Annotated in this window: 17 protein-coding genes; 9 read left to right on the plus strand and 8 right to left on the minus strand. The window is 55.8% G+C overall.

Going from position 1 to position 19,855, the window contains the following annotated elements:
- Positions 1 to 26 precede the first annotated feature (26 nt).
- Positions 27 to 1,664 carry an ABC transporter substrate-binding protein gene (locus tag AC5YUO_RS19140; RefSeq protein WP_496156368.1) on the minus strand — a complete coding sequence of 546 codons (1,638 nt, stop codon included), beginning with the start codon at positions 1,662 to 1,664 and terminating at the stop codon, positions 27 to 29.
- 29 nt (positions 1,665 to 1,693) lie between these two features.
- Positions 1,694 to 2,695: an MsnO8 family LLM class oxidoreductase gene (locus AC5YUO_RS19145; protein WP_496156369.1), complete on the minus strand. Its 1,002-nt coding sequence runs from the start codon at positions 2,693 to 2,695 to the stop codon at positions 1,694 to 1,696.
- 235 nt (positions 2,696 to 2,930) lie between these two features.
- On the opposite strand from AC5YUO_RS19145, the gene AC5YUO_RS19150 reads away from it, so the two are divergent.
- From AC5YUO_RS19150 to AC5YUO_RS19160, 3 genes are read left to right on the plus strand one after another with little or no spacing between them, the layout of a single operon-like run.
- On the plus strand, positions 2,931 to 3,635 hold the full coding sequence (locus AC5YUO_RS19150) for a GNAT family N-acetyltransferase (protein ID WP_496156370.1): 705 nt from the start codon (positions 2,931 to 2,933) through the stop codon (positions 3,633 to 3,635).
- Positions 3,632 to 4,654, plus strand: a complete 1,023-nt coding sequence (locus AC5YUO_RS19155) for an LLM class flavin-dependent oxidoreductase (RefSeq protein WP_496156371.1) — start codon at positions 3,632 to 3,634, stop codon at positions 4,652 to 4,654. Before AC5YUO_RS19150 ends, AC5YUO_RS19155 begins: the two co-directional genes overlap by 4 nt.
- A gap of 20 nt (positions 4,655 to 4,674) precedes the next feature.
- Positions 4,675 to 5,943 (plus strand): LLM class flavin-dependent oxidoreductase, encoded by a 1,269-nt coding sequence (locus AC5YUO_RS19160; RefSeq protein WP_496156372.1) that lies wholly within the window; start codon positions 4,675 to 4,677, stop codon positions 5,941 to 5,943.
- Between the two features lie 76 nt (positions 5,944 to 6,019).
- On the opposite strand, the gene AC5YUO_RS19165 is transcribed toward AC5YUO_RS19160, so the two are convergent.
- From AC5YUO_RS19165 to AC5YUO_RS19180, 4 genes are all read right to left on the minus strand, one after another.
- Positions 6,020 to 7,012, minus strand: coding sequence for a PLP-dependent cysteine synthase family protein (locus AC5YUO_RS19165; RefSeq protein WP_496156373.1), 993 nt, complete (start codon positions 7,010 to 7,012; stop codon positions 6,020 to 6,022).
- 74 nt (positions 7,013 to 7,086) lie between these two features.
- The gene (locus AC5YUO_RS19170) at positions 7,087 to 8,340 is read right to left on the minus strand and encodes an acyl-CoA dehydrogenase family protein (RefSeq protein WP_496156374.1); all 1,254 of its coding nucleotides are present in this window, start codon (positions 8,338 to 8,340) and stop codon (positions 7,087 to 7,089) included.
- 46 nt (positions 8,341 to 8,386) lie between these two features.
- Positions 8,387 to 9,478 (minus strand): rhodanese-like domain-containing protein, encoded by a 1,092-nt coding sequence (locus AC5YUO_RS19175; protein ID WP_496156375.1) that lies wholly within the window; start codon positions 9,476 to 9,478, stop codon positions 8,387 to 8,389.
- Positions 9,479 to 9,515: 37 nt separating this feature from the next.
- Entirely contained in the window at positions 9,516 to 11,123 is a 1,608-nt protein-coding gene (locus AC5YUO_RS19180) for an ABC transporter substrate-binding protein (protein WP_496156376.1), read from the minus strand.
- Between the two features lie 398 nt (positions 11,124 to 11,521).
- Here AC5YUO_RS19180 and AC5YUO_RS19185 point away from each other — a divergent pair, with 398 nt between their 5' ends.
- From AC5YUO_RS19185 to AC5YUO_RS19210, 6 genes are all read left to right on the plus strand, one after another.
- Positions 11,522 to 12,364, plus strand: a complete 843-nt coding sequence (locus AC5YUO_RS19185) for an NADPH-dependent oxidoreductase (protein ID WP_496156377.1) — start codon at positions 11,522 to 11,524, stop codon at positions 12,362 to 12,364.
- Between the two features lie 333 nt (positions 12,365 to 12,697).
- The gene (locus AC5YUO_RS19190) at positions 12,698 to 14,083 is read left to right on the plus strand and encodes a tyrosine-type recombinase/integrase (protein WP_496156378.1); all 1,386 of its coding nucleotides are present in this window, start codon (positions 12,698 to 12,700) and stop codon (positions 14,081 to 14,083) included.
- Positions 14,084 to 14,095: 12 nt separating this feature from the next.
- The gene (locus tag AC5YUO_RS19195; protein ID WP_496156379.1) at positions 14,096 to 14,812 is read left to right on the plus strand and encodes a hypothetical protein; all 717 of its coding nucleotides are present in this window, start codon (positions 14,096 to 14,098) and stop codon (positions 14,810 to 14,812) included.
- 138 nt (positions 14,813 to 14,950) lie between these two features.
- Positions 14,951 to 15,169: a helix-turn-helix transcriptional regulator gene (locus AC5YUO_RS19200; protein WP_496156380.1), complete on the plus strand. Its 219-nt coding sequence runs from the start codon at positions 14,951 to 14,953 to the stop codon at positions 15,167 to 15,169.
- A complete protein-coding gene (locus AC5YUO_RS19205) occupies positions 15,166 to 15,897 on the plus strand; it encodes a hypothetical protein (protein ID WP_496156381.1) in 732 nt (243 codons plus the stop codon). The genes AC5YUO_RS19200 and AC5YUO_RS19205 overlap by 4 nt, the downstream gene beginning before the upstream one ends.
- Before the next feature lie 100 nt (positions 15,898 to 15,997).
- Positions 15,998 to 17,077: a hypothetical protein gene (locus AC5YUO_RS19210; RefSeq protein WP_496156382.1), complete on the plus strand. Its 1,080-nt coding sequence runs from the start codon at positions 15,998 to 16,000 to the stop codon at positions 17,075 to 17,077.
- On the opposite strand, the gene AC5YUO_RS19215 is transcribed toward AC5YUO_RS19210, so the two are convergent.
- Both AC5YUO_RS19215 and AC5YUO_RS19220 read right to left on the minus strand, forming a co-directional pair.
- The gene (locus tag AC5YUO_RS19215; protein ID WP_496156383.1) at positions 17,074 to 17,691 is read right to left on the minus strand and encodes a LysE family translocator; all 618 of its coding nucleotides are present in this window, start codon (positions 17,689 to 17,691) and stop codon (positions 17,074 to 17,076) included. The genes AC5YUO_RS19210 and AC5YUO_RS19215 overlap by 4 nt on opposite strands.
- Before the next feature lie 478 nt (positions 17,692 to 18,169).
- A complete protein-coding gene (locus tag AC5YUO_RS19220; protein ID WP_496156384.1) occupies positions 18,170 to 19,333 on the minus strand; it encodes a T6SS phospholipase effector Tle1-like catalytic domain-containing protein in 1,164 nt (387 codons plus the stop codon).
- Positions 19,334 to 19,855 lie beyond the last annotated feature (522 nt).

Consider the following 19,855-nt stretch of genomic DNA (forward strand, 5'->3'; position numbering starts at 1 on the left):
CCATAAAAAAATGAATGACCGACAGATCAAGCGTTCTGCTGAAGCCAGATATCGTAGGCGTTGTCGGGAAGGCGTTTGAAAGGTCTGAAGCCGACGCCCTTGACCGCGACAGCGGCCGCGATCTGGTCATCGGGCACATAAAGCGGCAGGCCGAGCGCCTGTTCCAAAATCGCATAGCGCTGCAATTTCGCGTAGATTTCGAACCGCTTTTGCTGATCGAGAGTGGATGCGGCCTCGTCGAGCCAGGCGGATATTTCCGGTGCTTCGGTGCGGCTGTAATTGATCGAGCCACCCTTGTCGCGCGGGAGATAATGAAAATAGATGGTGACGCCGTTTTCCTGTGTCGTCGTCGAGTTCGGGATAATGCCGTACTGACCGTCTTTCTGACGGCTGGAATAGGTCCCTGCATCGACATACTGCAAGGCAAGATCGATCCCGGCATGCTGGCGAACCTGCGCCTGCACCGCCTGCAGAAGAATGTCACGCTGGTCCCGCACCGTCGATTGTGACTGCACGACCTCGATCGTCAATCGCTTGCCGTCCTTCACGCGGAAACCATCGCCGTCGCGAGCGGACCAACCGGCTTCGTCGAGCAGGTCGTTGGCAAGCTTCGGGTTGAAACCGTAGGCCTTTTCGATACTCCTGTCGTAAAAATCGGTATCCGCCGGGGTAAGAATACCCCAGGCGCGCTGACGTTCGCCGCGATAGACCGCCTGCAGGATCTGGTCCACGTCCACCGCCGCCTGGAACGCCTTGCGCACTTTGAGATCGGCGGTCGGCTGTTGGTTGACGTTCAGATAGAGCGTATAGGGTGTGCCGGTATTGAGGGCAGTCTGATAGGAAAACTCCGGATCATCCCGAAACAGACCGGCATCGTTGCCCGGAATTCCCTCGATCACCTGCACCTGCCCGGAAGACAGAGCGCCGCTGCGCACGGCGGATTCCGGCAGGAAACGATAGATCACCTCGTCCAGATAGGCTGGCCCCTGATGACCGGCGGTCGCCGGCGCCCAGTTATAGCCGGGATTCTTGACGAAGCGGATTTCCTGACCCTTGACGTAGCGGTCGAGAACGAACGGACCGGTGCCGGCGATACCAACGCCGCCGGATTTCAGTTGCGGCGAGGAGAAAGCCCGCGGCGACAGGATTTCAATCCCGGAAGCGCCGTCGAGGAAAGGCGCATAGACCCGCCGGAGCTTAAGGACGACCGTGTATTCGTCCACGGCCAGCGCTTCGGTAACATGGGACAGATGACCGGCGCTGATGCTGCCGGAATAGGTCGGCTCGTTCAGCTTGGTGAAGTTGAGCGCCACCGCGGCGGCATTGAGCTTTTCGCCATCGCTGAAGGTCACGTCGTCACGCAGGACGAACGTATACTGCTTGCCATCCTCCGAGATGGAATAGCTTCTGGCCAGCCATGGCGCATAACCACCATCAGGCGTGCGGGCCAAAAGCGATTCATAGGCATTGCGCAGAATGAGCTTTGCCTTTGCCTGCCCGTTGAGATGAGGATTGAGCGTGCTCGGCTCGGTCTCCACAGCCCAGGTCAGCAAACCGCCGCTTGTTGGTTTCTGGGTAGCGTCGCCCGCACCGAAAGCAACCCGGCTGCTGGCAAAAATCGCTGCGGCACTCGTTGCCAGAATGAAATGACGTCTGGTTACCATATCCAATCCCCTGTGCCCGACGCCTGCCGTCACGCGGCGAGTGCGCGGTTGGCCGCGGCCAGATATTCGATCGTCTTCAGGCGGTGTGCGCCTTCGGAAACAGGGCACTCCACGATGAACTCGTCGATGCCGTGATGTTGATGAAGCCGAAGCAATTCGGCACGGACCGTGGAAGGGGAGCCGCGAAGGATCAGTGGGCTGCGCTCTTCGATGCGATAATGCGTGCCGCCTGCCTGCCGGACATATTCCAGCGCCTGCTCCTCACTTCCGACATTCACACCCTGTCCGCCCTCGATCTCGACACGAAAACGGCGGCCTTCGACCGCAAGCGCCTCCGCGGCCTGGTCGGTTTCCGCAACCACCACGGCGACCGCCAGAGCCGCATATTTGCCGCCCGATTCCCTGAACGCGTTCAGCGCCTCGGAAATCGCGGACTCACTGCCATGGATGTGGCCGGCATAAACGAAGTTCCATCCCAGCCTGCCGGCAAGCCGGGCACTTTCCGGGCTCGCCCCAAGCAGGAAGCGGTTTGGCGGCGAAGGCGGCAGGGGGTAGGCTGCAAGCTTGTCTTCATCCCCGTTGTTTGCCTTTTCGTCACGGACAAACCGGTCGAGATCCTCGAGCTGCCTTTCGAAGGAGGGCTTGCGCGCCGGATCATAGGCACCCTGAAGGGCACGCGTTGACAGCGGAAGTCCGCCCGGCGCCTTGCCGATGCCTAAATCCACACGGTCGGGCGCAAGAGCGGAAAGCAGCTTGAAGTTTTCGGCGACCTTATAGGCACTGTAGTGCTGCAGCATGACACCACCGGACCCGATATTGATCCGCTGGGTCTGGGCCAACAGGAAACCGATCAACACCTCGGGAGACGAGCTCGCCAGTTTCGGCGAGTTATGATGCTCGGCAACCCAGAAGCGGACGAAGCCGTGCGCTTCTGCTTTTTGGGCAAGCGCCACGGTTCGTTGCAGCGCCGCCGTGGCACTCTCATCCTGATGGATAGGGCTCTTGTCGAGAAAACTCAAACCAAAGGTCATCGATACTCCCTGCGGAACGTCTCATTGATTTGATAAAATCTATATTTTTAGTGTTATAAATAATCGAGCAACGATATTTCCTTATTCAATTGCACAATAAAAGATCATGCCGCGCCAAAGCGGTCTGCCCTGCGCCATGCTTCTGCCCGCGGCTGAGGCCGGTGCAGGCGTCCGAAAATCCCGCCTGGTAAACACCGTCCGGACAGCCGGCTATCGTGCCCAAGCGAGACGAGCCATGCCCGATGTCATCATCCACTCCACCCTACTTCACCCTTCAACCCAACCCCTCATCGAAGGCCTGATCAGTGAATATGACGGGCGATACGGCACAAGGGATCGCCCCGGTGGCGCGCGCGGCGAGATATTCCGTTATCCGGAAGGGCTCTATTCTCCGCCGCTGGGCGATCTCCTGCTGGTGCAACGGGATGGCAAGACCATCGCCGGCGGCGCTTTCATGAGCCATGACGACGAAACGGCAGAAATAAAGCGGATATGGACAGACCCTTCATTGCGGCGGCAGGGGCTTGCCCGCACCATCATGTCGGCGCTTGAAGAGAGCGCCGCGGCGCTCGGCTATACCCGCACCTATCTCTCGACTGGCTTCCGTCAGCCGGAAGCCGTCGCACTTTACCTGAGCCTCGGATATCGCCCGCTTTTCGACACTGCCGCCGATCCGCAACTCTATCGCTCGCTTCCTTTTGAAAAGCATATCGGCGCCAGGGCCGGGCAGAAAGGAAGCACGCCGGTCTATCCTCCGGCCGCCTCCTTCGAAGAGGCGACGCTGCGCGTGAAGGCATTGAAGGAAGGACAGGAGGCGAAAATCCTCGCGCGGTTTGCCGGACACGGCGCAGCACGGGTTGAGGCCGGCATCGACGGATTATCGTATCAGGATGTGCTTTCCGGCCACAAGGCTCAAACTTCAGTAGGGACTGCGATATGACTTTCGGAGCGAATTTTCAGTTAGGCATAGACCTCGGCCTCCCTTCGCAGAATCTGCTTGTGCAGGACAGCAAGCCGGACAGCCTTCTCCAGCGACTTGATGAAGGCTTCGACCTCATCACCCTCGAAGACGGCTTTGCACTCCCCACGGGTGATGGCCTCGACGCCATATTATTCGCAAACTGGCTCGGCGCCCGCACGAGCCACGCCGGTATCCTTGCAGGCGCGCCGATCAACTTCCTTGAACCCTTCCATGTATCGACCGCCATCGCCACACTCGATTACGTCACGGAAGGTCGCGCCGGGCTCCTTGCGCAGCCGCTTGAGGGCGGCCGGGCGGCAGCGGCAAGACGCGCGACCGGCGAGCTTAACGGCTATCCGGAGGACAACCGTCGGGCGCTCGAACGGGATTTCGACGAAGCGATAGACGTTATCCGCCGGCTCTGGGACAGCTGGGAAGATGGTGCCGTCATCCGCGACCCGGAAAGCCAACGCTTCATCGACGGCGCAAAATTGCGCTATGTCGATTTCCGGGGCGCGAATTTCAACATCCTCGGCCCATCGATCACACCGCGGCCTCCACAGGGCCAGCCCGTCATAGCCGCCGTCGTCGAACGAGAAAACAGCGCCTCTCTGGCTTCCGCCATCGACCTCGCCTTTTTGCGCGCAAGCGACAGCGAGCTTTCATCGCTGGTGAAAGACATCAAATCGAGACATCCGGAACTGCGGCTTTTCGCCGATGTCGGATTTGGAGCCGGCAGGGCTGGAAAAGACACGATCCCGCAATGGACCGCAGATGTGGAGGTCGCGATCACCGCGGCGCGTGCGTTGGCAAGCGCTGGTCTGGACGGCATCCGCTTCCTGCCCCACGAACCGGAACGGGACTTCGCCCCCCTGGTGGAACATGTCCTGCCGGCAATTCGGAATGCCGGCCTTGTGCAGGCATCGCAGGGATCGACCCTGCGCGAACGTCTTTCCCTGCCTGCAGCCACGAACCGCTACGTCGTTGCGGCCGCCTGAACGCCATCGGAAATAACATCATGTCGAAAAAACAAGTCATCATCGGAGCCCAGTTTCCGGGCGTCAATAATTTTACGGTCTGGAGCGATCCGGCGGCCGGCAGCCAGATCGCGTTTTCGTCTTTCAGGCATTTTGCCGAGACGGTCGAAAGGGGCAAGCTGGACTTTATCTTTCTCGCAGAAGGGCTTCGGGTGCGCGAGCAAAAGGGCCGTTTCCACGAGCTGGATGTCGTGGGACGACCAAACACGCTGGCGATCCTGACGGCGCTCGCAGCCGTCACCCGTAATGTTGGCCTGATCGGAACACTCACCACCACCTTTAATGAACCCTATCCGCTCGCCCGTCAGCTTGCCACGCTCGATGTGCTTTCAAACGGCCGGGCTGGCTGGAATGTCGTCACCTCGCCGGGAGCCTTTACCGGCGCGAATTTCCGCAGGGGCGACCATCTGCCGTTTGCCGAACGTTATGAGCGCGCAAAGGAATTCATCGAGGCAGCGCGGACGATCTGGAAAGGTAACGACTTCGCTTTCAAGTCCAAGCACTTCGATATTGCCGGCCGCTCCGATCTGCCGCCTTCACCGCAGGGCGGACCCGTGATTGCGCAGGCTGGAGATTCCGAGACCGGGCGCGAATTGGCAGCCGGCCATGCCGATGTCATCTATTCCCGCCATGGCACGCTTGAGGACGGGCAGGCCTTCTACCGGGATGTCAAGGCGCGGCTTGCCAGATATGGTCGCGCCGCTGACGACCTCAAAATATTGCCGGGCGCGGCTTTCGTTCTCGGTGACAGCCAGGAAGACGCAGAGGAGCGACAACGCGCCATTCGTCTGCAGCAGGTAAGCCCGAAAAACGCGATCGTTTTTCTGGAGCAGGTGTGGAACCGAGATCTGTCCTCTTATGATCCGGACGGCCCCCTGCCGGAGATCGATCCCGAAGTCTCCTCCCCCGCCCTTGCCCAGGGACGCGCAAGCCGCATCGACGACCGGCTCGAAACGGCCCGCGCCTGGCGGGAAATCGCCGAGCGGGAGAAACTGAGCATCCGGCAACTCATCATCAAGGTAACGGCACGCCAGCACTTTATCGGCACAGCGGAAACGGTGGCAAGGCAGATCAACCAATACGTTCAGGAGAATGCCGCCGACGGTTTTGTGTTTGCGCCACATCTCACACCGACCGGGTTCGATGACTTCGTCGACAAAGTCATTCCCTATCTTCAGGAATGGGGCGTCTATCGAAAAGATTATCGAACGCAGACGCTGCGGGGAAATCTCGGTCTCGCGGTGCATTGATCTGCTTTTTTCGCTCGCGAAAGTATTTCAAGTGCAGGTGGTCGGCGCTCATGCCCAGACTTGAGCGCTGCCAGCATCACAAATCTCGGTCCGTGGAAGCGACGTTTTCAATCGGTGCATCAAAAAGCGAGAGATAACGCTCACCACTGTCCGGGAATACCACCACAATCGTCTTGGCCCTGTTTTCGACACGTCGTGCAAGCTCGATTGCGACCGCGACAGCCGCACCTGACGAAGTACCGACAAGGAAACCTTCCTCTCTTGCAACGGTCAGCGCTGCGCGCCGCGCCTGTTCGGTGGTCACGGCAACGATCTCGTCCACCACCCCGTTGTTATAGGTCTCCGGCAATGTGCCTTCCTCCACATCCGTGACCTTGTGGACACCTTCAATCGTGGGTGCATCAGGCTTTTCAGGGGAAGGAACGGACTCGGGCGTCGGCTCAGCAACAACGATCCTTATCTCCGGTTTTTGCGCCTTCAGGAAACGCCCCGCGCCGGAAAGAGTGCCGCCCGTACCCACCGTGCCGACCAGAATATCGATATCGCCGTCGGTATCGCGCCATATCTCCGGTCCGGTCGTGTCAAAATGCACCTGCGGATTGGCGTCATTGGATCGCTGCCCGGTATAAAAGGCGCCAGGATTTTCAGCCTTGATCCGGTCGATGATACGATGGATCGCATCGGGCTGGAACAACTCCTCGTTTCCGATCAATTCGATTTCCGATCCGAATTGCCGCAGAATATTGATCTTGTCCTCGCTGATCGTATTGCGAAGGTAAAATTTCGTACGGTATCCCCGCGCGGACGCGACCGCCGCAATTCCAATGCCCGTATTGCCGCTGGTGAGATCGAAAAGAAGATCGCCCGGCTTCAGTCTACCGGTCCTCTCCGCCTCTCGGATGATGCCCCATGCCGTCCGGTCCTTTACGCTGCCGGCGGGATTGAGATACTCGATCTTGGCGAGAATTCTCGATGGAAGATCATATTTCTGACGAATTCTGGCGAGCTCCACCAGCGGCGTATTGCCGACAAGCTCCGTAAAATCACGATAAATCCTGCCCAATTTCACTATCCTGTTTTGCGCTGAGTGGATGCGGAAATACCGGCCCTACTGCGCATCGCCTGCCGTGCCGCCCGGTTTGATCACGCGTCGGCCCGTTCCTTCTCCGACCGCGATATTATGCCCACACCTCCATGCGGCGTTGGTGAGATGCCGTTCACCGCGAAATCTCCGACGATACGATCGTGATAGATGCGGGGATTGTGCGAGGTGATGGTGCGGGCGTTTCGCCAATGGCGATCAAGACCATGGCTGCGTTTCGCCGCAGAGGCGCCAAGCGCGTCGAAGAGGACCGTGGATGCTTCGAGGATCAGATTGCTGACCACCGTAACCGACTGGCTGACTTCGAGGTCCGCATTGCGGTTTGCCAGCGCAATGCCTTCCTCATCGCCGGAAAGATTGGCTTCATAGGCAGCCTGTAACGCCTCTGCCGCCTTCAACACGATGACACCGGCACTATAGGCCGCCCCCCGCACCCGGCCCACGATTTGGAGAACCTGTGGATCTTCGGCAAAACGCGAAGCGTTGCTGCGCTGATAGACCCGCTTGCGCTCCGCCACATGGCGGGCGATTTCCGCGGCGGCCGCACGACCAATGCCGGCAAGCGAGGCCAGATGGACAAGCTGGAAAAAGCCGCCCGAATAGCTAAAGCGAAGGGCGCTGGGTTTGATGAGATCTTCGGAAATCGCCACATCCGTAAAACGCGCCGTGCCGCTGGCCGTCAACGCCTGACCAAAACCGTCCCAGTCATTGAGAATCTCGACGCCTTCGGCCTTCGTGGGAACAAGCGCGCCAATCGGCGCGCCGTCACCATCCACGGCGCCCAGCGTTATCCAGTCCGCATAGAGCGAGCCAGTCGTATAATATTTCTCGCCGTTCAGCCGCCAGCCGCTGCCATCGCGGGTAAGCTGGGTGGAATAAGTTCCGAGCCGGGCATCTCCCAGCTCGGAAAACCCGCTGCCGATGGTTTCGCCCTGCCCGATTCGCGTCAACCATGCATCCCGCCATGGCGAAGGTGTTGCGTTAAGCAGATCCTCCGTGAAGCCCAGATGGCTGCGGTAAGCATTGGTGAGATTGGGATCCGCTTCCGCCAGTTCGATGATCAGGCCGAAAAGTTCGGGCAATGTCAGGCCAAGACCACCAAATTTTTCCGGCAGGCGCAGCCTGGAAAAGCCGGCCTTTTTCAAAACATCATAGTCATTGAAACGAAGCTCGCGGCCAAGATCATGTCGTATGGCGTCTCTGCCGATATCGGAAAAAATCCCCCGAAATCTTTCAGCTATCGTGTCGAAGCGTTTGCTGGGCGCGGAACCCCAGGTCTGGCTGGCATTGGTCATTACAAATCCCTGTCTATAGAGCGGCCTGGCGAAATTCGAGCCGCGCTTATGCCGCGGCAGCTTCGACACCCTGTTCGAAATCATGCAGATGAACAGCGATTTCAAAACCCCGCCGTTTCAGCCAATGCGCCACGACGCGGGCGCGGGCGCCCAGCAGGTCATCCACGAGAATGATCCGGGCGCCGCGCACGGCAACGGTGCGATAGGCGACACCGAGAAGCTGCCCGCCCTCCGAAGAAACAGACCCTTCAAGATGCGAAGCCGCAAATTCTTCCGGCGTTCTCACATCAAGAAAATAGGTCGTTCGCGCCTTGTCCCGCAGCCATGTTTCGGCCGTCGGACGGTCGATGAACAGCAGATCGTCGTCACGGGAAAATGTTTCGAGCCGCACCTTCGCAATGTCTTTGGCATCGTCACTGGCGGGCGGATATGTCTGTGAACGCCCCGTTTCCAGTTCAAACCCGTCATCCGTCCAGCCGCGCGTCCCCTCGTGCAGATAGCTGACCGCGTTTTCGACACCGGCATCGATCAATGTCTGCGCACCCAGAATTGCGCGGGGCAAACCCGCGCAGGAAACGACGACCCTCGTTTTGGGTGATGGCACGACATCGGCGAAACGCAGCAGAAGTTCCGCACCCGGCACGCCGATGGCGCTCGGCACATGCGCCTTTTCATATTCCGCGATTGTGCGGGTATCGATGACGACGACATCCTCGCCGGCGTCCTTCCAGGCCTTCAGTTCCCGCGCGAAAACGACCGGCGTATCCTTTTCCTGCCGCACCTTCTGGACGAAAGGAACGCCGGGAACATCGAATGTCGGCAGGTTATCGACGCCGCCCTCGATCCATGCCGGAATTCCGCCAAGCAGAAAATGAATGTCGCTCCAGCCGTTTGCGGCAAGCCGTCCCGCGGCCTGTTCCGCGCTTCCTTTTCCATCGTCCACTAAAACGGTCCGTACGGCAGGGCGCGGGATGAAGCGGTCTATTTCCGCCTCCAGCCGTTCTGCCGGAAGATTGGTCGCAAATAGCGGCGATGCATATCCCACCTCTTCAGTCGGGCGGATATCGAGAACGGCAAGCTCCCTGCCATCTCCCAGCCATTCGATGAAACGATCCTTGGTTAGCGCCTGTACAGACATCGCATTTCCTCCTGAAAGATTGGTTTTACGTGAAGGTTCAGGCCGTGGGGTCGAGCCAGAGGTCGCCGAAACTCCAGTTGAGCCCCTGCGCGCCGGTAACGTAATTCTTGACCCGCTTGTGCGCCACGATCTGGCTGCCCGCCGCCACGAGATCGACCGAGGCGACTTCGTCATGGATGAGGCGCTGGAACCTGCTCCAGATCACCCAGCGTTTTTTCGGATCGGGCTCGATGGCCGCCGCCTCCAGAAGCGCATCCGCCTCCGGATTGGCGTAGTTGGCCGCGTTGGAGAAAGGCAGCCCGATCTTGAAATTCTTGCTCCAATAGGCGCGCTGGATGCCGAGCGACGGATCGAAGGTGTTGGAAAGGGATTCCACCACCAGATCGAAGGCGCGGTCCGTGTAAACCGTCTTCAGATAGGTCGGCAGATCGTATTTCCGGATTTCGACCGCGATGCCGATCTTTTCAAGCTGGCTGCGAAGAACATCGGCATAGCCGGGCGTCAGATAGGAATTATAGGTCAACCGCACTGGAAAACGCTTGCCGCCATCCTTGCGTGGATATCCAGCCGCATCGAGCAGCCTTTCCGCCTCCTTCGGGTCATAGGCATGGGCCTTGACCGACGCGTCGTACCAGTTCGGCAGGGCCGTGCTGACGGGACTTGGCGATATCTGCGCATAACCGAAGAGCGCCACATTGACGATTTCATCGAGATTGATCGCCTTTGCAACGGCGAGGCGGACATCTTTCTTGCGGAAGATCTCGTTATCGTAATTGAAGAACAACTGCTGCTGCGGCCCCGCATAGGCATAGGTGTTCGTATCCAGAACGAGATCGGGGTTCTGCTTCAGCCGCTCGAGATCCGCCAGCGGAACCGGATTGTCGCCGATATCCACCTCCCCCGTTTCCAGAGCCACCGCCCGCGCGGCGGGATCGGTGATGATGCGCAGGATGATGCGGTCGAGATAGGGTTTGCCCGCATCCCAGTAATCTGGATTTCTTTCGAAGATCAGGTGGCTGCCCGGCGTCCATTCCGTCAGTTTGAAGGGACCGGTGCCGATCGCGGTCTGCAGCGTCTGGCCATCGGCGGGCTTCAGTTTTTCGAAAATGTGCTTCGGCACAATCGGCGATTCCGAACTCGATTGCGCGGCGATCAAGAACGGCGCCGGTTTGGACAGAACGATGATGGCGGTGAGGGAATCCGGCGTTTCCACCGCCTCGACGTTCTGATAGGTGATGCGGCCGCGTGGATGGGCCTCCTTCAGGCGGAAAATCGAAAAAGCGACATCTTCCGACGTGAAATCCCGACCGTCGTGCCATTTCACATTCGGCCGGAGCTTGAACGTATAGCGAAGATGGTCGTCGGAAACGGACCATTCCGTGGCCAGCAGAGGCTGCGGATTGAGGTCGAAATCGAATGTCAGAAGACCTTCCACGATCTTCGGGCCAATCGCCTGCCCCGTGCCTGAGGATGTGTTGATGGCGAAAAGCGCGTTGCCGGGATCGACACGATAGAGCAGCTTGAGTGTGCCGCCGGAGACGGGCCGGCTCGCGTCGCCACTCGCTGCGAATACCGAACCCGGCAGGGCCGTTCCTGCCGTTGCCAGAAGAAGCATCTTGTTGAACTGGCGGCGTCCTATCGTCATGAAAATCCCCGTTGGAAAACGTCGTTTCGATGATGAAAGCATCGGGGCAAAGCGGCGCGTTCTTAAGAAGAAAATTCTTCTCGCCTATCAAAGAAAACATTTCTTGCAGAATTTTATTCCAATACGTATGCGGCTATCCGCCAAAATTTGTGCTGAATCGTCTATTTTCTCCAAATCCCCGTTGCGTCCCCGCGACCGATCGTGAATGAGAGGAAATCTCACTGGCGTTCTGTTTTTGGACTCCACTGGAAATGTTGTTTCACTGAAAAATCGAGATTGAGTAGGACATTGCTCGGCAGATGGGCTGGGGAAGCATATCAAATGATACGCCTTGCACGGCCTTCCAATCCCCGCCGCAGGTCTCGCGGTTCATCGCCAATATTACGGAGCTTCACACAATGAGCCTGTCTAGTCCGATCACCAAACTGGAAATCCCGCAGCAGCGTGTTGAAGCCCGCTACGGAGCACAGGCCGATTTTTCTCCGCCTTTCTGGAATGACACCATAGACGCATTGCTGAACCATCGCACCGCCCGCGCCTATCTGCCGAAAGCTTTGCCGGAGGGTAGCTTGGAACTTCTGGTCGCAGCCGCACAATCTGCGCCCACATCCTCCAATCTTCAGGCGTGGAGCGTGGTGGCGGTGCAGGACAAGGACCGCAAGGCACGTCTGGCAGGCTTCACGGGCGGCAACGCCCATATAAAGGACGCACCTGTTTTCCTCATTTGGCTTATCGACCTGAAGCGGCTGCGCACGGTCGCTTCAAACCAAGGGAACAAGGGAGAAGGACTGAATTATCCGGAAAGCTTCCTGATCGGCGCCATCGACGCGGCGCTGGCAGCGCAGAATGCTGTTGCCGCAATTGATTCACTCGGCCTTGGCTCCTGCTACGTGGGCGGTATTCGCAACAGACCGGAGGACGTGTCCCGCGAACTGAATCTTCCCCCCGAGACGGTGGCCGTCTTTGGCCTCACGGTCGGCTATCCCGACCCGGCGGTGAAAACCGACGTCAAACCGCGCCTGCCGCAATCATCCATTCTGTTTCATGAAACCTATTCGGAACCGGCCCACGATGATCTCAATTCTTACGATGAGGTCTTGAAGGCGTTTCAGCAAAAGCAGGGCCTGCCGCAAAATGGCTGGACAGCCCCCATTGCCCAGCGTGTGGAGGACGCCGCCGCGCTGAAGGGGCGCGCGGAACTGAGCCAGACATTGCGCCGCCTCGGTTTCGGTATCAAGTAAGGTTTGTTGTGGCTGCGAATTTTATCAGCGAAGAGGCATATTAACTAGTAGAGTGAGCATTTGTTTTGCCGTAGGAAAAGCGAGGTTAGGCTGGCGCGGGGCAGTATGCTGAGACTTTGGAAGAAACTGCATAATACTCTTTTTTTCTTTAAAAATGCGCTTGATAATCTGGCTTGGGGCCTGAGCCTGGGTGCGCCCGTTGAATCGCGCCGGGTTTGCCGGAGGCCATTTCGTTTAAATTATGCGGCCACGGCTGTTGCGTCCAGCATGGCGTAATACTGCTCGTCGGCTTCGGCTGGCGGTATGTTGCATATTGGCTCAAGAAGACGTCGGTTGTGTATCCCGAAGGTGCACGGAAATCACGCGAAACGAAATGGTTATGGCGGAGAGGGTGGCCGACAACTTGAAGGCCAAAGATGTGCAGAGCCATCAAATAAGGTATTTATTACCAATAACATAAATATGCGGTTGCTCCAACGCAGTTCATTGCAGAGCAATGAAATGCGGCTTATTATGTGGGTTATTTTGTGGGGCAAGGTCAAAACAATGAGCAAACCGCGAGGGAAACATCCCGAAAAAGCACTTTCAGCTCTTCAGGTGAAACAACTGTCTGCGGCTGGCCGATATGCCGATGGAAATGGCCTATATTTGGTCGTTGATCCTTCCGGTGCCAAACGCTGGACTCTTCGATTGACGATCCAGGGAAAGCGATGCGACATGGGCTTAGGTAGTCTTTCGCTAGTGAGTTTAGCGGAGGCACGTGACAAGGCGTTAGAGTACCGCAAAGCTGCTCGGCGGGGTGAAAATCCATTGGCTGCAAAAAGACAGTCGAAAATTATCTGCCCGACGTTTGAGGAAGCCGCACAAGCAGTGTTCACTGATCACAAGCTTGCTTGGAAAAACGATAAACACATTCAGCAGTGGATTAATACGTTGAAAGAGTACGCGTTTCCTATCATTGGTGACATGCACGTTGATAAAGTCGAAACTCGAGATATCCTACGCGTATTATCGCCCATTTGGCTGACCAAACCCGAAACAGCGAGACGGGTCCGGCAACGCATCAATAGTATTTTCGATTGGGCAAAAGCTTCAGGTTATCGCGAAGGAGATAACCCGGTTGAAGGAGTTACGAAAGGGTTGCCGAGGCAGACCGGGCGAGTAAAGCACCACGCAGCACTTCCATTTGCAGACGTTCCCAATTTTCTTCTGCAGCTAAGAGCCACAAACAGCAATTTAATATCTAAGCTTGCGTTTGAATTACTCATCTTGACGGCTACTCGAACAAGCGAAGCTATACTTGCGAAACCCATGGAGTTCGACCTAATCCAAAAAATTTGGACTATCCCCGCAGAGAGAATGAAGACGAAACGCGAGCACAGAGTTCCCCTGTCTGCTAGGGCGGTGACAATCGTTGAGGAAGCGAAAAAAATTTCGTTGGCGGGAGAATATCTTTTCCCCGGTCGAAAAGAGGATACGCCTCTTTCTAACATGGTTTTCCTGAAAATTATCCAAGGACAAAACGTGCCTATCACTGCACATGGGTTTAGGTCCTCGTTTCGCGATTGGGCTGCCGAAACGACTAACCATCCACATGATGTTGTGGAAATGGCGCTCGCTCATACTGTCCAAAACAAAGTCGAAGCTGCTTATCGGCGCGGTGACCTATTTGAAAAAAGAAGGCTACTTATGGATGATTGGGCAAATTTTATAAATTGATGGGTGCTGAAATTGAAAGATTACTTCAAAGAAAGAAAAGAAGACGTAAAGAATCAATTCGAGAATATTTATGGAGTTTGCTATGACGCTACTGCACTCGCGTTGATAGATAAATTCTTCATTACACTAAATGAGATTAAAGAACTTGACGTTTTGCGTAAAAGAATAATGCGGTCGAGATCGAATAGAGAATATGTCGCTGTTGCTATGGACGATGCTCTATTCGCACTAGCCCTCTTTGTGACTCCAAGAGGAAAAAAAGAACGAAAAGATAAGCATGACAGCTGGAAACGAACCTTTGACGCTTTCGGCGAATTGAGCATTATAGCGCGTCGTATTTCAAAATCTCATTTAGAGCAGCTTAATCGAGAGCTCCTCAAACAAGGTCAAGCAGACTGGCCTCTCGACTTAGGACACCGCGCAATTGGCGCACAAAAGATAGTATCAAGTCTGGTCGTGCTCGAAACTAGAGGACGGTCGCAGAGCTCAATTTCATTCTTTGCACAAAAAATTTTTGAGTCCCTGGAAGATCTAATCGGTAGCGATTTGCGTCGCTCATACGGCTTGGGAAACGATGGAAAAGGTGAGCAGGAGAGTGTCACCTTCATCAATTCACATCCTCGATTGGTTCACAACCTGACTTGTGTGGTCTTCCCTGACGCCACCGCGAAACAGGTGAGAGCAGCACTCAAACAAATTCAACCAAAAAAATCCATAAAAAACGCTTGAGAAGAGAGCTCTTTTTCTGGACTATCCTGAAATGCCCACGCTCTTTCACACTGGTTTTCCTGGGCTGCAAAGTTGTAGTAAACCTCCCACTTGTGTGTAATTTAAGAGTCCTCAACGCAAACTTGCAGAGGACCACTTATGGACAAAACCCTTCTTCAACATCACACCTTGCTCCGCCCTAACCAAATTGCCGGACCTGATGGCATTCTTGGTTGCAGCAAATCGACATTTTGGATGATGGTCCGCGACGGTCGAATTTCCCGCGGAATCCGACTTGGCCCCAAAATGCGCGCCTGGAGAGCCTCCGAAATCATCGCACTTATTGATCGTCTCGAGCGGGAAGGCGGCACGTCGTGAGATTTCATTTTAGCAAACATAAATCAGGGAAAGGTGGGGGCCAAACGCCCCCACCTTCGGCACTGCAAAAAAAACAGCCTTTCGGTAGCCAGATCGTTCACCATAATCCTCGACTGGCACCGAAGCAGGAAACCCCGCCACCGCCAACATTCACTCAACGTCTTTCTGCCCTCGTTGAAGCGGAGAATATCTGCACCGAGCTCGACCCACTCCGTCAGAAACTACGATTTCCACTCTCTCCTGACGATCTAGCAAACATCGAAAACACGGCGTTCATCGTTGCGGTCGCGCAAATTATGCGAGCCGACCCGGATCAGTGGAACCAATTTTGCTTATCAGCCCTGTGGCGAGAACATCGTAATAGGCCAAGAACAAACTCGGAGGATCAGGCCAACGCGCTATCCTTCGTTATCCGGTACATTGTCACCGTCAAAGGAGGCCCTGCGCAAGCAAAGAGCCTTAACAACATCCTCGGGCCATTTTGGCAAGACGGCACCAAGGCTGAGCAGCTCCCCACAGAATTGGCCGAGCGACTTCGGGCTAAGCGGGGCCGGAAGCGCTCGAACTGGAAAATCGTTGCGACCCCTGTCTCAAAGGAACTCGCTGCCCTGTCGGCCGAAACGGCGGCAACCATCAAAGTTGTCGTCTCCCAAGCCGCTACCGGCCACGTAGTCCTTGAGATTCAGGAGGTGCTGAGCCGTGAGACGCTGCAGCCGCCCCTTTTGTAATACACCCTTTACACAGCAAACCCCACTACCCCCCATACCGGTAAATAAGCCTATGCCATGGGTAACCCTAAGTGCATATCGACATCATTAGGAGCCTAGTATGAAGCGTAAACCTATTACCTCCGTTGAGCAGTTCGTGACGGCCCATGAGGACCTCGACAAGGCAATTTGGCGTCATCACGTGTCAGATGCGGGTAAGAACAAGCTGCCTCCCGAAATCATGGCCAAATTGCTGAAGCAGAACGCGATTGATATGTTCGCCATGAACCCACACACTAGGATCGTGTTTGCCGAGAAAGCTGACCGTTACATTCGGCAACGCCTCATGCTGGGCGAAATCACAGACGCCTTCTTTGCCGATATCGCGTGCAAGAAGCATATTCGCAGCATCTCTGACGTTGAAAACTTCGACCTGGAGAAAATCCGCAAATGGATGTCAGCCCGTTTGGAAAATATGAATTTCTTCGGCGCGTTGGACGCCGCCTACTACTATGACGGCACCCCTCTGACCAACAAGAAGGAACCGGCAGTGTGCTGGCACGGCCACTTCATGGTCTGGGGCACAACGCAGAAGCAGCTGAAAAAACGGCAGAAGAAGACCAACGAACGCTTTGAGGCCGGGTGGCCCGGAGGCAAGTGCTTTTACTTCAAAAACTGGACCGAAAACATTGAGGGTCGCGCCATGTACATGATGAAGGCCCCTCAGAGCGAATACTCAGTAGCATTGTACAAGCAACACAAGGAGACGTTCGATCCTGAAACCGGTGAGGTTGAGGAAATCGAAATCGATAAGGCCAAACAGTACAAGCGGCCACTGAGACCCGGCTCGTTCAAAAACATCGTCGATCTCTATTCGCGCGTGGAGATGCGCGACGTCCTGGTGGCTGGTGGGCACGGAAAGAGCCTTCTATCCGATGTGTTGACCAGTGCGGTCAACCAGCTCGCGGAGGACAGAGAAGCCCAGCTTGCGGCTCGTGCAGAGGCAATCGGTCTGACACCAAACCCGGCCGCCTTGGCATGGCGTCAACTTCGACAAAGAGAAGAACAAGCAAACGAGCTTGCCGTCCTTTCTCGCGCTGGTGACGTCGAATCGCTCAGCACCGGCCGCCAGAGGGGTACGCCATTATCGCCGCTCGAGAAGCTGCGTTTCACGCGACCTCGGAGTATATCCGGTCGTTAGACCCGGCTCGTAAGTAACTTGATCCCGGCCAAGGTGAAGAACACCCCTAGTCCAGCGTCGATCCATCGGCGCGCAAGGTCATAGGTCATGACAACGCGCCTAGTCGAGAAAGCGACGGCGTAGGCAATGTGCCCGGCAATTGAGAGGATGGTCGTTCCAACGACAATAACAAGCGCGGTTGACGCTGGAGCGGAATGCGCAAGGCCGAGCGACATAATTGCGATCCACGTCAATGCCGCCTTCGGGTTAGTCATCTGGACCGTCAGACCGCGCAGAAAATACGTGCGAAGGCTTTCAGCCTCACATCCGGCAGGGTCCATGATGGGTTTTGTAGAGGCGGCTGAGCTAAAGGCTTTGAATGCTAACCAGAGAAGGTAAGCTCCGCCGGCGATCTTAATAAACGTCAAAACGGAAGCATATGCAGCAAGCAACGCCGTGAGCCCAAACGCGGTCATGGATGCCCAAAGAAACGATCCCGTAGAAATACCGAGCGCCAGCGCGATGCCCGCTCTGCGACTAACGGCCATCGACGTGCCAACAACAGAAAGAATGTTCGGACCCGGGCTGAACATCCCGAGCGCAAAGGCGCCAAACGCCCATCCTATTTCTGCCAAATTTACTCTGACATAACAAACAAGGATGCAGAAACTTACAATTTAGATAAAATTTACGCTAAATCCTATCGGTTTGAACCGATCCCGGCCTCCTACGTTTCACCCAAGTCGAAACGGGAGCCCGGCTGCGATGATCTGGAATTTTGATAAACTCGAACGAGAACGCCTCGAACTCATCGAGGTCCTTGACAATCTCAAGAGGTGGGAACGTTTTTCGATAGATGATCGGCATATCATCTGATTGCAGATCACTGCACATATGCTGCGACTCAGCGAACTGGACGAGGACTTGGCAAAGCTGCGTGTTCAGAAACATTCCAACGCGGACTGTCTGGCTGCCATCTGACTCACCATCAGACGATGGTGACGCTCAGATAACAAGCACGACAACACCGAATCTCTGGCCGTAGACGCTCAGACTTGAGGGAGATCGCTTCGAATTGGCACGAACTCCCGGTAGCTCACGAGAGCGTCTCGGTCACGGCGCATCGACCGTCGGCGAGTTCGCTAAAATGGAAGCTTGTATATCGGCTGGATCGATATTTTTACGCTTTGCCCAATCAATCACGTTGGGCGGGCGATAATTGATATCGTCTCGCCATTTTTTGAATACCGAGGCGTCGATGGTTTCATTAACCCTAGCGTGAGTCCCAGTCGCTCCTACAAACGGGTCAGGTGCAACAGCGCGATAACTTCTCTTGCTGACATAGGAGTAGGCCCCCTTCAGAAACTCCTTGTAAGAGTCTGAGATTTCGCCCAAATGCTCGTCACCCTCCAGTTCAAGCTCATTTCGAAAAGCCAGACCAAGGTTTGACGCCTTTTCCATCATCCACCTCAACGGGATCTGGGCAAGCGTATCGTTAAAACAACCACCGCCGACATTCGCATGAGCGCCGACGAACCAGCGCTGTTCAACACTCTCTATCGACCTCATTTGCGCCGTGATGCTTCCAGCCTTGCTTCTAATTGTCCACGGTGTGGGTGCAAACTTCGCTCGATGTTCGTCAATCGCTAGCGCATGAAAACCGTGCCTGACCGGTATGCGAAGGCCTGTATGATGAAACTTCAGTGTAGAACTGCTGACGCCGGCAAGGCTAAAAGCGGGAACGCCGAGCGCCCCCACGGTGTCCCAAACGCCGACCATTTCGATTGCCACCGGGCGGGAATATTTTAGCATCCAACGCTCCTCAAGCGTGATGCTCTCGGGTTCAAATGTAGGAAGTTTATAGATCGTGCGGTCATCATCATTGCGGTACCGCTCATACAGTTGATCTACCCCCAATGCCCCTCCGGGTTTCAGAAGGCCGCATATTGAAATGAAGCCCGCTAGGCTCCGGGCGGTGTGGGCTCCACGGCTGAAACCGAAGATGAAGATTTGGTCGCCATCTTCATAATTCTCGACAAGCCAATTGTAAGCCTCTTGGACATTCTCGGTGAGGCCTTTGCCCCAACCGCCTCCGATGAAGCCATTCACGCCAGAGTCATAGTAGCGAAGCTGTTGTAGGCCCTCGGCATCCTTGTCTGCACAAAGAGAGCGGAGGCGCCAAACATTCGTGTTCGTACCGACTGCATTCCACGTTCCGTCTAAAAAGATCGCGAGCTTCTTTTTCGGTGACAACGGCGGTGTGTTCAACAATTCCACGGTTCCTCTCCTACGACAGCTTTTTATACGTGACGCTCCTGAGTCGGACAAACCTACCGGATGAAAATCAACCGTGATGATGCGGCTGAGCGAACTGGACAAGGATTTGGCGTCTACGCAGTCAGAGAAGGTCCCTCCGTGGCATGTCCGGCAGGTATCCGGCTAAATGGGCTTCGAACGCTTGGCCGTGTGGAGCACCATAAGCCTCGTGAAACTTCTCTAACTCTTTGAGAAAAGAGTTTGCATAAAACCCTGAACGGACCGGAAACGTTCTACCGTCAAATAAAAAACTTAGGACAGGTGACCGTTCGCGCTTTCGCTTCGGCCGCCATGTAACGACTGGAAAGAAACCCCGAATATATATTGTGTGAACTGACTTCACATCCTGCCACGCGACAAAAGCAGGCTTGCTTAAAACGCGTCGAACCGTGAACCCTTCTGGCGTGAGGGTGACCTTGGAGCGCCTGAATATGCTAGAAAGGTAAATCGTCGAGAACCAAGCAAACATCAAAGACAGCAGAC

Source organism: Agrobacterium sp. LEGMi-208b (genome assembly GCF_059511785.1).